9 protein-coding genes are annotated in these 12,602 nt (G+C 54.3%); 6 read left to right on the top strand and 3 right to left on the bottom strand.

The window, feature by feature from the left end; genetic code table 11:
* Positions 1-28 precede the first annotated feature (28 nt).
* Together tnpA and RUDLU_RS0118960 are read right to left on the bottom strand one after the other, a co-directional pair.
* Complete coding sequence (gene tnpA / locus RUDLU_RS0118955; RefSeq protein ID WP_027303210.1) at positions 29-493, bottom strand: IS200/IS605 family transposase; 465 nt, start codon at positions 491-493, stop codon at positions 29-31.
* A gap of 449 nt (positions 494-942) precedes the next feature.
* On the bottom strand, positions 943-3,744 hold the full coding sequence (locus RUDLU_RS0118960) for a site-specific DNA-methyltransferase (protein WP_019989996.1): 2,802 nt from the start codon (positions 3,742-3,744) through the stop codon (positions 943-945).
* 202 nt (positions 3,745-3,946) lie between these two features.
* Here RUDLU_RS0118960 and RUDLU_RS29725 point away from each other — a divergent pair, with 202 nt between their 5' ends.
* Positions 3,947-4,129: a hypothetical protein gene (locus tag RUDLU_RS29725; protein WP_157580280.1), complete on the top strand. Its 183-nt coding sequence runs from the start codon at positions 3,947-3,949 to the stop codon at positions 4,127-4,129.
* 526 nt (positions 4,130-4,655) lie between these two features.
* Here RUDLU_RS29725 and RUDLU_RS0118965 read toward each other — a convergent pair.
* A complete protein-coding gene (locus tag RUDLU_RS0118965; protein WP_019989997.1) occupies positions 4,656-7,718 on the bottom strand; it encodes a BPTD_3080 family restriction endonuclease in 3,063 nt (1,020 codons plus the stop codon).
* A gap of 348 nt (positions 7,719-8,066) precedes the next feature.
* Here RUDLU_RS0118965 and RUDLU_RS0118970 point away from each other — a divergent pair, with 348 nt between their 5' ends.
* The 5 genes from RUDLU_RS0118970 (at position 8,067) to lepB (ending at position 12,558) form a co-directional block, all read left to right on the top strand.
* A complete protein-coding gene (locus RUDLU_RS0118970) occupies positions 8,067-8,855 on the top strand; it encodes a ParA family protein (RefSeq protein ID WP_019989998.1) in 789 nt (262 codons plus the stop codon).
* Positions 8,856-8,966: 111 nt separating this feature from the next.
* Positions 8,967-9,884 carry a ParB/RepB/Spo0J family partition protein gene (locus RUDLU_RS0118975; protein ID WP_019989999.1) on the top strand — a complete coding sequence of 306 codons (918 nt, stop codon included), beginning with the start codon at positions 8,967-8,969 and terminating at the stop codon, positions 9,882-9,884.
* Positions 9,885-9,894: 10 nt separating this feature from the next.
* Positions 9,895-10,596: a DUF5683 domain-containing protein gene (locus RUDLU_RS27770; protein ID WP_157580282.1), complete on the top strand. Its 702-nt coding sequence runs from the start codon at positions 9,895-9,897 to the stop codon at positions 10,594-10,596.
* The gene (gene dapB / locus RUDLU_RS0118985; RefSeq protein WP_019990001.1) at positions 10,593-11,318 is read left to right on the top strand and encodes a 4-hydroxy-tetrahydrodipicolinate reductase; all 726 of its coding nucleotides are present in this window, start codon (positions 10,593-10,595) and stop codon (positions 11,316-11,318) included. Before RUDLU_RS27770 ends, dapB begins: the two co-directional genes overlap by 4 nt.
* A gap of 79 nt (positions 11,319-11,397) precedes the next feature.
* Positions 11,398-12,558 (top strand): signal peptidase I, encoded by a 1,161-nt coding sequence (lepB, locus tag RUDLU_RS0118990; RefSeq protein ID WP_211220218.1) that lies wholly within the window; start codon positions 11,398-11,400, stop codon positions 12,556-12,558.
* The last annotated feature ends 44 nt before the right edge of the window (positions 12,559-12,602 follow it).

Here is a 12,602-nt window from a genome sequence, read left to right on the forward strand (position 1 = left end):
TACGGACTTTCAGGCGATAGCCCGATGACTATTCATCGAGGGGTTTGAACAGGTATTGTTCATCGTAGGGTACGTTGAATTTTCGCAGAAATGTGGTGTACTCCTCTAAAAATGAGCGTTGGTGGTGGTGCATTTCCTGATTCTGAATGTATTTCACGACCAAGTCAATTTGGGAATGACCGTACGAGAAGGCTCCGTAGCCCGACTGCCACTCGAAATGGCCTTTTACGAACCGATTGCTATTGATCCACTTTGAGGAATCGCCTTTGATATCCTGTATTAGATCGGAAATGGACTGCTTCGGATTGATGCCCATGAAGACATGGATATGATCGGGCATGCCGTTAATGGCAAGCATCTTATGGCCTTGTTGCTGTACGATGCCGGTTATGTACTGATATAGTTCTTCCTTCCAATGTGTTTGAATAAGGCCGTACCGGTGTTTAACGGCGAAGACCGTTTGCAGGTAGATTTGGGTGTAGGTATTTGCCAATATCAATCGTAGTTAGTTGTGGAGTAATGTATTTAGTGGTGTGCCGTAGGTACGCAACCTTAGTTGGGCGTTGTGGTTGCGTACCTACGGCACGCTACGTTGGCCACGCTGCTATCGAGCTACAAACATTTGGTCCGGTCCGGCGTTCCGGCTACGCGACATGGCTCGGCTACCATCCGGTCCGCTGTACCGTCTACGCGACCCGGTCTGGCGCGACCCGGTCTGGCGCGATCATTGCCTACTGACCCGACCGGCCGCGTAGCGGCTAGATGTTTGTAGCATCGCCGGATGCCGGGTCGCGTTTGGCGTGCCGTAGGTACGCAACACAACCGCGCATTTTTTATCGCGTACCTACGGCACGCTGGGCGGGCTTGTTACACACGGTGGCTACAAACATTCCGTCCAGTCCGGCGTTCCAGCTACGCGACTTTGCCCGTCTACTATCCGTTCTACGCGACGCGGAATACCTTCATGACTTCATCGCCGAGGTGGTTGATGACTTTCACGGCAATGCGGCCTGACGTGGGTTTGGGGAACGGCCGCGAGGTATCGCTGTTGAGCGACTCCCAGGCTTCGGCGTTGATTTCGGCTTTGAGCGTAGTCTTGAGGGCTTTGTAGGGGTCATTGGCCCCCAGGAAGTACGCGTGCCGCACGAAGAAGCTTTCTTCGTTGTAGTCGGTGTCGATAAACCAGCAGGCAATGCCCTCGGCCCCGTCGGAACGGACTTCGCCGGTGCTGGGGTGAAACACATCGACGCCGTTGATACGTACCTGAATCTGCCCGTTATCGACCGGGAGCAGGTCGATGTCCGGTTCGCCGAAGACAACAAACAGGTTACCCTTGCCGGTGTTCTTCAGGTCCTCGGCCATGTGCAGGTCGGCGTTCATGCGGGCCTTCAGGACCGGTATGCCACCCAACTTGTTGAAATCGGTGGTGTGGGCCTCGAAGTTGAAGGCGCAGGCAATGAGCACATCAAAACCGGCATCGGCGCACTCGCGGGCGGCCTGTACCAGATCGGCGCGCTGTATGGTGCCAAACTCAGGCCCGATGAAAATACCAGCCCGCCGTTCGCGCTCGCCCTCCTGATACCGCCCTTCGGCGCAGATGAGGTCGCCGGGCCAGCCGGTGAGGGAGGTGAAGTTGATTTTGTCCTCCTTGTGGGCCTGCTGCACCCCCGCGCTCTTGAGGTTTTCCAGAATCATCTGCTCGAAGGTGCGCTCTCCGCCATAGCCCGCTTTACTCTCCTGTACGGCCAACGGGTCGATGAGGTTGTCCTCTTCATCGACGCCGAGGGTGCGGTGAGGGCTGAGACTCTCGACCGTAAATGGCCCCGCTACGCGCACCTTGCGCTTGTCTTCGTAGGGTTTGTCGTAGAGGTACTCAAACTCGGCTTTGGCGGCAATGCTGGCGTCGATTTCCTTCTGCCGGGCAATGCGGGCCTGCCACCACTCGCCGTGGAGTTGGGTAGCCTCGGCCGACCAACTCGGTTTGGCCTCGCGGGGGATCTCCCATTCTTCCCATTTTTGACCAACCTGGGCGTTGAGAGCCGCACGCAACGGCTCCAGCGTCGACTGCCACTTATCGTAGATGACGTCGATTTCGGCGTTGTTGGCGATGGACTTGAGCGTAATGTGTGGCACCCGCTCATACACGAAGCCGTGGCGAATGTTGCCCCGCGTGGGCTGTGTGCTGATAGCCGAGCGGGTAATCTCCGCTTCTTTTTTCTGGCCTTCCTGCGAATCAGCCAGCAGGTAAAACGGATAGCGGGCACCCATCAGCCGGGTACGTGCCAAGGCCAGAGCTACCCGCGATGTATCAATCGTTATCCACCGGCGGCCCCATTGCTCAGCGACGTAAGCCGTTGTACCTGAACCACAGGTTGGGTCGAGGATCAAATCACCGGGGTCTGATGCCATGAGAAGGCAGCGTTGAATAGCACCTGTAGATGTCTCTACAACATACTGTTTATCAGTCCTTACAGCTATATCCATCCAAATATTACTGGCCTCATAACCTGGATAATCAAGAAGAAATCTTCTATACCTAACGCTTTTTCCTGTGCAGCCTATACGCCCTGCTTTAATGAGTGTCTTAACGCCTTCTTCGTTTGTTTTCCAACTTCTACCACCACCCGGAGTAAATCTTTGACTTTCAAATTCAATTGGGAAAGTACAGGTTGGAGTATAGCCAGATGACACTAAATTATCGTACTGAAACGTGGCAATGGTAGGAGGGATTTTGGAAGAGTCTTCTTTTTCCTGTGATGTCAGTGTTCTATATATCCCTGTGTTGGTTTCATAAGCCGCGCTATATCTTTCACCTGTTGAAGCCCCTTCGCCTTGTTGTTTTGTAAGTAATGCCTTCCTGAATTTTAAACTCTCGTGGTCTTTAGCATACCATAGTATAAAGTCACTAACGCCTTTCAAACCACTGCTACCAAGACCTCCTGTCGTTTTCATAACGATTTGACTCACAAAATTCTCATCCCCAAACACTTCATCCATCAACGCACGTACCCGGTGCACGTTTTCGTCACCGATTTGGACGAAGACCGAGCCGGAGTCGGTGAGCAGATCGCGGGCAACAGTCAGGCGGTCGCGCAGGTACGTCAGGTAGCTGTGGATGCCGTCGCGCCAGGTATCGCGGAAGGCTTTTACCTGTTCGGGTTCGCGGGTAATGTGGGCCGCGTTGCCATCCTTCACGTCGCGGCTCGTGGTGCTCCACTGGAAGTTGGAGTTGAACTTGATGCCGTAGGGCGGGTCGAAATAGATGCACTGCACCTTGCCGCGCAGGCCCTCGCGCTCGGCCAGGCTCGCCATCACCTGTAGCGAGTCGCCCAGAATCATGCGGTTGGTCCAGTGTTGGTCGTGTTGGTAAAATTCCGTTTTATCGACGCCCTGCGGGATGCCGTTGAAGTCGGCAAAGAGGTCGGCCATGATGCGGCCCTGCGTGTAGTCCCCAATTTTGCTTTGGCGCAGCAGGTCATCGATCAGCGCTTTGGGGTGTACCTTCTCCTGAATGTAGAGCGGGGGCGCGGCCACCATCAGGTCGCTCCAGTCCTGTTCGTCTTTTCCCCGCCATACCAGTTGCGGGTCGAGGTCGCGGTTGCGCCGTTCGTAGGCCACCCGCAGCGGGTTTTGGGCCTCCTTTTGCAGCATCGATTGGTATTCGGCGGTGGGGATATTTCGGCGCGTATCGTCGGTATGGGTCAGCGCGGTAATGAGTTTATCGGTCGTATTGGTTTTTGCCATTTGAAAGGGGCAAGTTGTTACAGGTTTATAATAAACGTTGGATCGTGGTCCAACCCATATTGTTGTATTCGGTCCGGCGTTCGGAGTAAGGGATAGTCTCTACCAAACTACCGGCCGCATCGCCGGGACCCCGGACCGAGTCAAAGTTTATATGCTGGGGCGTGTATAACATGCCGTAGGTACGTCACACAACCGCCCATTTTTGTCGCGTACCTACGGCACGCTACGTTGGCCCCGCTGCTACCGGGCTACAAACATTCCGTCCGGTCCGGCGTTCCGGCTACGCGACATGGTTTACCCCGCCTTGCCTGGACCCAATCCGGACCCGGTCTGGCGTGACCCGGTCTGGCGTGACCCGGTCTGGCGTGACGCGACCACAATCTGACCTTCGCCTGACGGGCCTACGTCGCGGCCGCGTAGCGGCTAAATGTTTGTAGCACGCCGGATGCCAGGTAGCGTTTGGCGTGCCGTAGGTACGCAACACAACCGCCCATTTTATCGCGTACCTACGGCACGCTGGGCTGCCCTCGCTGCTACCGGGGCTACAAACATACCGTCGCTACGCGACTTGTACCGGCGCGACCCGACCGCGTAGCGGTTAGATGTTTGTAGCATCGCCGGATGTCGGTGCACGTTTGGCGTGCCGTAGGTACGCAACACAACCGCCCATTTTATCGCGTACCTACGGCACGCTGGGCTGCCCTCGCTGCTACCGGGCTACAAACATCTTGTCGCTATGCGACATGGCTCGGCGTGACCCGGTCTGGCGTGACCCGGTCTGGCGTGCTCGTTGTCTACCGAATCGACCGGCCGCGTAGCCGGAACGGACCAAATGTTTGTAGCATCGCCAGATGCCGGGTCGCGTTTGGCGTGCCGTAGGTACGCAACTATTCATTATGAACAAACGACCTCTAACTCACGGCTACGGCTGTTTGTTCGATAATCTGGTCTAGTTGCTCTTCTACCTTGGCGGCAAAGTCGGCTTCAATCTCATACACATCGCGGAACTCGGCAAACGCCCAACGGCCAAACTGACGGCTATTGTTGACGCCCGGAACCCAGTAATTTTCAATGGTTGCTTTTTTCTCTTTGGCATCTTCGCGCCGGTAGCCCTTGATCTCGATAATCAGGTGCAGCAGGTCGTCGGGGCCGTGGCCATCGTCTACCAGCACAATGAAATCGGGCAGGTATTTGCGGTTTTCGGAACCGAAGCGGTAAGGCACCTCCAGGCCGAGGTTGTGGTTTTTCACGTAGGCTTTCACGCGCGGGTGCTTTTCCACAATGCGGCAGAACTCAGCCTCCCAATCGCTATCGAGAATCACCCAGTTGATCTGGCACTTCCTGGAGTCCGTTTCCCAGCGGTCTGCTTTCGAGGTGTTGAAGTTCACAAAGCGCGTCGAACCGGTGGGGTTGTACGGGTCGGTAACTGCCTTGATGGGTCGTTTGTCGGCAAAGGCCCGCGTGATAGCCGCGTCGATGCGGTCGCAGGCAATATCGGCCAGCATTTTGTAGCGCAACTGCGCCGGGTATGTGCCTCCCTTGCAGGTCAGGCACGAGTCTATCCACTCCTTACAGATGCGCTTAAGCTGCCCGAACAGATGCAGTTTGGGGGCACCATCGGCATCCCGAAACTTGGTAAAGAGCAGATGCGATGTAAGCTCGTAGATCACCTGCGAAGGCCGCACATCGCCCGTATGCACCAGATTCAGGTCGACCCGTTCGCCAATGATGCCGGAGTTTTGCGTTTCGGTCGCGCCCACCAACGCCGGTGTCAGTTCCAGCATCGAATCTTCGTTGAATACGGCAGTTAGCCGTTCTTCGGGCAGCTCGACGCGGTAACCCTCCACGCGGGGGAAGGTAATCTCCAGTTCGTCGCGCTCAGGGCGCATGGCCCGCACCTGAATCGTTTCGCGGGGCTTCTGCGGTTTCGAGATCACCGGCTTGGCCGTAAAGTCGAACGGAATGCCCAGCACGTCGGCGTATTCGGTATTGAACAGCCCCTCTTCGTTAAGGTCGTACGATTGCCGACGCAACGCCCGACCAATCACCTGTTCACAGAGGAGTTGCGTACCAAATGCCCGAACGCCCAGCACGTGCGTGACGGTATTGGCATCCCAACCTTCGGTGAGCATCGATACCGACACCACGCAGCGGATCGAGCCACCCAACCGACCGGGTCGCCCCACAGTGTTCATCACCTCGCGCAACAGGTCCTGATCGGTCAGGTTATCGGCCGAGCGGGCATCGCCGGTTCGTTCGATGATTTCGCGCCGGAAACGCTCAATCTCATCGGCGGCCATCTTCCGGAAGTTATCATCCAGTGCTTCGCCCGATTCAAGCTGTTCACTATCGATCAGCAGCGTATTGGGCCGGGCAAGCGGGTTGCCGTGCTCATCGAAGTTGCGGAACAAGGCCAATCGCCCGTTCTCGAAGCTTTCAGAGCCATCGGCATTGGTGCGGGTAAAGCCCGAAATGAAATCGTACACCAGTTTCGACGTGGCCGTATTGTTACAGACGATGATGAAACAGGGCGGCACCTTGATACCATGCTCCTGCCAGAGGTTGAACGTCTTTTCGTAGTGACCATACAGGGCTTCCAGCGCCGTCTGGAGCTGGGGTGGTAAGCTCAGCGGGTCAAGAGCTGCGCTGTTTCCCCGGCCTTTCTTGGGCATTTTGGTACGGATATGCTCCCAGAGATTCCGGAACATCGGCACCTCAGCACCCGGAATGTTATCGGCAACAGGTACGCGTGGTAGCTTCACAATACCGCATTCGATGGCATCCATCAGCGAGAAGTCGCTCATCGTCCAGGGGAATAACGTACCTTCAACGTACCCGGAACCTTTCAGAAAGAAGGGCGTGGCCGACAGGTCAACCACTCGGGTAAGGCCAAGCTTACGCTTCACGGCTTCCAGCCCCGAAATCCAGAGCCGGGCAGCTTCGCGATTTTGCTCGGCTTCGGCTTTGTCTTCACCGGTCAAATCGGCAATGTCTTCGTCGGCCTGTGGTTTCTCGCGGTAGCAGTGGTGCGCTTCGTCGTTGATAGCCATGATGTTCTTCATCCCCATCAGATCGGGCATCACCCGCTGAATCATCTGCCCTTCTGTTTCCAGGGTATTCAGCGCTTCACCGCCACGGCCCTGCAACAACAACCGCCCACCTTTCGACATCTCTATCCGCTCGCGCAGTTTAAAGGCATGGTAGTTGGTAATCACGATTTTGGCCCGCGGCAAATCATCCAGCATATCGGGCGGTACGAGTTCGCGGCTGGCGTAGTAGCTATCCGGGTCGTTGGGTTGTAATACACGCAGGCGGTCCTTGATGGTGATACCTGGCGTTACAATCAGGAAGCCACGCGTGAAGTTTTTGCTTTGCGGTCGTCGAACCGCATTGATCGTCTGCCAGGCGATAATCATCGCCATCACGGTAGTTTTACCCGCTCCAGTCGCCAATTTAAAGGCCACACGCATCAGCTCGGGATTGGCGTCGTTATTGGCATTGGCCAGATGATCCAGCAGCGCCTTTGCAGCCTTGCCTGCATTGGGTGCGACTTCGGTAAGCCAGATAGCCGTTTCCACGGCTTCAACCTGACAGAAGAAGGGACGAATACTACTGAACTTGTGGCTTCGCCAATGTTGAAGCAATCGGGCGGTTTCAGGCGTTACCTGCCACTGCGCAGGGTTGGGCAGGCTCCGCCACTTTTCTACCTCCTGACGTACCTGATTGATGATGGACGTCGGATCATACTGCTGTTTCTCAGTGGATAGTCCCTTCCCTTCATCAAAAATAAGGGATTGCTGCCCCTCAGTCTTTTTCCGTTTACGCGGTTTGGGGATTGGCGTTATAAACTCGGCTGGTCTGCGCCGGTCGATGATCTGTTGGGTAGGTTGCCCATCCTTGTCCAACTCCCAGTACCGGGTAGGATAGTCGTAGGGTGAATTAAGAATGGGGTGGTCGAAGAAAAGGTTTTGCATTGTGGAGTGGGTAGATATCTGCTTTTTTTTGTAACGGTTTGATGTAAAAATTACATAAAAGGGTCATTGGATGCAATCTAATACATGTTTCACTTTGTCACTACCACAGGTGAAACTTTTATAACTGAGTAGGGTAGATCTCACCTGTATTCATTTAGAGACGAAAAATTAATCATCCCTCTGCCAAAACCCGGGAAAAAGAAGGCGAAATTCTGGTGTTCAAGACGACATAGCCTATTTAGTCGAACTACCATCCCACTTAACAAAATTTGTGAAACATTTTCGTGGAACACTCTTGGAATATCAAAATGCATCCGGCATCTTTGACACTGCAACGTACCAAAACCCATGGGCAAAGTCATTGCTGTCGCCAACCAAAAAGGGGGCGTCGGAAAAACCACTACGACAATCAATTTGGCTGCCAGTTTGGCTGCCCTCGAATACCGAACGCTGATTGTTGACGCTGATCCGCAGGCCAACTCCACATCGGGGCTTGGCTACAATCCGAAAGAAATCGAAAACAGCATCTACGAATGCATGATCGAGGATATTCGGACGCGAGATGCTATTCTGCAAACTGACTTCCCGAATCTCGACCTGCTGCCGTCGCACATTGACCTGGTCGGGGCCGAGATCGAGATGATCAACCTCAAAAACCGCGAGGAGCGGATGAAAGAGGCCCTCAACGACATCCGGCATGACTACGATTTTGTGGTCGTCGATTGCTCGCCCTCATTGGGTCTGATCACCATCAACGCGCTCACAGCTGCTGATTCGGTCATTATCCCGGTGCAGTGTGAGTACTTCGCGCTCGAAGGGCTGGGCAAACTGCTCAACACGATCAAAATCATTCAGTCGCGGCTCAATACCGAGCTTTCGATTGAGGGTATTTTGCTGACTATGTACGACTTACGGGTTCGTTTGTCGAATCAGGTGGTTGGTGAGGTAACCGCACACTTCCAGTCGATGGTGTTCAATACCATCATCCCGCGCAACATTCGCCTGAGCGAATCACCCAGCTTTGGGGTGCCTGCGCTGGCTCAGGATGCCGATAGCAAAGGGGCTATCAGCTATCTGAACTTAGCTCGCGAAATTTTAGTCAAAAACGGAATCATGCCCCAGGACATGGCCGTCTGAAAAAGTTAAAAAATGTTTACGGTTTATAGTTTACAGTTGCAGGCCGTGATCGTCGAGATCCGTACACTGCATGAACTGTAAACTATAGACTGAAAACTATAAACTCTTACAATGGATACTTCGAACGCCAAAGCGCCAAAACGAATGACGGGTCTGGGACGAGGATTGGGCGCCTTGTTGCAGGATAGTGATGGGGGCAGCCGACACACCAAGCCATCGCCGTTTGAGGCCATCAGTACCATGACCGAGATCAATCTCGGATACATTGAAACCAACCCGTTTCAGCCCCGAACCCGCTTTGATGAAGAGGCCCTCAACGAACTCGCCGAGTCGATTCGGGTGCAGGGCATCATTCAGCCCATTACGGTGCGGCAGCTGGGTAAAGATCAGTATCAGCTCATCTCGGGCGAACGCCGGTTGCAGGCATCCAAAATTGCCGGGCTGACCCATATACCCGCTTATGTTCGGACGGCCAACGACCAGCAGATGCTGGAAATGGCCCTCATTGAGAACATTCAGCGGGAGAACCTCAACTCCATGGAAATTGCCCTGAGCTACCAGCGGCTCATTACGGAGTGCAGCCTCAAGCAGGAGGAGCTGGGCGAGCGTGTCGGCAAAAACCGCACAACCGTCAACAACTATATTCGGTTACTCAAACTGCCGCCGGTTATTCAGGCATCTCTGCGCGACAATGTGATCTCGATGGGCCACGCGCGGGCGATTATCAACATCGACAACCCCGAAACCCAGATCAAACTCTTCAAGAAAATTGTGGAGGAAGACTGGTCGGTGCGGAAAGTGGAGGAGGCTGTTCGGAACCTGGCCGACGAAACTGAGGGGGCAACGGCCCGGCGTGTGACCTTGCCCAAGCAGGAGATTCGGAGCTTACAGTTTAAGCTCTCGTCGATGTTTGGTACAAAGGTCTCGATCAAGGCCGACGAAAAACATAAAGGCGAGATCAAGATTCCGTTTGGATCGCAGGAAGAATTGGACAAGATTCTGCTGGTTCTGAATTCCAGTGCGTCGTAAACAGCGGGCCATGAGAGGGGAAAGGATTGTGCGGGTGCTCGTATTGGCGCTGAGTATGTGGGGGCATTACGCCAACGCGCAAACGACCGGGGCTGCCCCCGACACGCTGCGACCAGCCGGTGCCGACAGTATTCGGGTGGGTAGTTCGGTACTGACCACTGAGCCATCAGGCATTGATACGGCAGGCGCGAAGCCCCTGTCGGCCAAACAGGAAGCCCTGCGCCGGACGATTATTCCCCGTAAGGCAACGCTCCGGTCTATCATGCTGCCCGGCTTAGGACAGGCCTACAACCGCGATTTCTGGAAAATACCGTTGATTTACGCGGGTATTGGTACGTCGATCTACTTTTTGGTTGATAACAACCGGGAGTATCTCAAGTTTGAAAATGCCTACCGGGTTGCCTATAACGATACCACCAACGGGCCCGGACAAGGCACGGCTTTGGTGTACATCAGAAGCCGAAATAGTGAGCAACGGCTGGGGGTTGCCCAGCTCAAAAGCGCGACAAGTACGTACCAGCGTTACCGCGATATGAACGTGATTATTACGGTGGCACTGTGGGCACTCAATGCGATAGAGGCCAACGTGGCCGCTCACCTGAAAACATTTGACCTGTCGGACGACCTGAGCCTGCGCATACGGCCCAATTTGCGGTCGGTAAGCGGCACCACGGTACCGGGCGTCCGGTTAACCTTGAATTTTAAAAAATGAATATTCTTTTACTCGGCTATGGCAAAATGGGCCGGACCATCGAGCAGATTGCGCTCGAACGAGGACACCAGATTGTTGGCCGGATTGACGTAAACAACCGGCACGAACTGGATGCCCTCGCCAACGATGCCGTGGATGCCGTGATTGAGTTCAGCACGCCCGACTCAGTGGTGGGGAATCTGACCTACTGTTTTGAGCGCGGTTGGCCGGTTGTGTGCGGCACCACCGGTTGGCTAAGTGAGCGCCCCGCCATTGAAAAGCTGTGCCGGGAGAAAAACGGCGCCTTTTTCTATGCATCGAACTACAGCATCGGTGTGAACCTGTTTTTCCGGCTCAACAAAACGTTGGCCCAGTTTATGCACCAGTACCCGTCGTACCGGGTGTCGATGACCGAAATTCACCACACTGAAAAGAAAGACTCACCCAGCGGTACGGCCATTACGCTCGCCGAAGGGATTATGGCTAACCTGCCCGGTAAAACACGTTGGCAGGAGCAGGCCGAAGGAGTTGCCGAGTCCGACGATGCGGTCATGATCGAGTCGGTTCGGGAAGGAAAAGTACCCGGCACGCACACCGTTCGGTACGAGTCGGAGGTAGACCGGATCGAGATCAGCCACGTGGCGCACAGTCGGCAGGGGTTTGCCCTTGGGGCCGTGGTTGCCGCCGAGTGGATTGCGGGTCGGCAGGGTATATTTGGTATGGATGATTTATTAGGAATGTAGTACTCAGTAAGCAATGGCAGTAGGCAGGCGCGAAAGCCAAACTGCTCACTGCTACTGCCAACTGCTCACTTTTTTTATCATGGCAATAACGGAGCAAAAACCAGTCTCGAAACAAAAGCCTAAAAAGTCGCCCCTTCGTGAGTGGTTCGACTCAATACTGTTCGCCGTTGTGGCAGCTACGCTTATCCGATGGCTGTTCATGGAGGCTTTTACCATCCCGACGCCCTCCATGGAAAACAGCTTGCTGGTGGGCGATTTTCTGTTTGTGAGCAAACTGCATTACGGTACGCGCACCCCGCGCACGCCCTTGCAGGTGCCTCTGACGCACCAGAAAATATGGGGCACCGAAATCCCGTCGTACAGCACGGCGCTCCAGTTACCGTCGTTTCGGTTGCCGGGCTTCACCAGCGTGAAAAATGGCGATGTGGTGGTGTTTAACTACCCCATTGAAGATCAGTACCCCCCCGATTTGCGGACCAACTACATCAAACGCTGTATTGGTATTCCGGGCGACGTGGTCGAGCTGCGGAGTCAGGAGGTATTTATCAATGGAAAGCCAATGCCCACTCCGCCTGGGGTGCAGCATGAGTATATCGTATTTACCGCTGATCAAAGTTGGGAAGATAAATATTTTCGAAAATTTGGAATAGTTAATGATTATCGAGATCCTGACCCAAATAATCACACGTTAAATTGGCAACCTTGGCAGCAGTATAACGACTCTACTAAGCAAAATGAGCTTATTGGTTATAAGGTTATCACTACTAAAGAAACTGCCGAGAAGTTCAAAACGGTTGAGGGCGTTAAGGCCGTTACCTTACTTGTCGATCAACCGGGAACGGGCTTTGGGGTATACGGTGGCGAGCAAACTAAATGGAACCGGGACTTCTTCGGGCCGTTGCAGGTGCCTAAAAAAGGGCAGACCATTCAGCTCACCCCACAAACCATTGCGTTCTACGGACCGGTGATTCAGCGGTATGAAGATAACGGCAAAGTGGAGCTGACGGCCAACAGCGTTACGGTCGACGGGAAGCCGATTACGTCGTACACGTTCAAACAAGATTACTATTTCATGATGGGCGATAACCGGCATAACTCCCTCGATTCGCGGTTCTGGGGCTTCGTTCCCGAAGACCACATTGTGGGTAAGGCCGTATTTGTCTGGATGTCGATTGACCCGAATCCAGAGTCGTTCTGGCAGAAAATCCGCTGGAGCCGCCTGTTTAGCATCATTAAATAAACGGTGAAAGGACGAAGGGGAGGAAAGGGAGAAAGGATGCACTG

Origin of the sequence: Rudanella lutea DSM 19387 (genome assembly GCF_000383955.1) — a bacterium.
Classification (GTDB): Bacteria; Bacteroidota; Bacteroidia; order Cytophagales; family Spirosomataceae; genus Rudanella; species Rudanella lutea.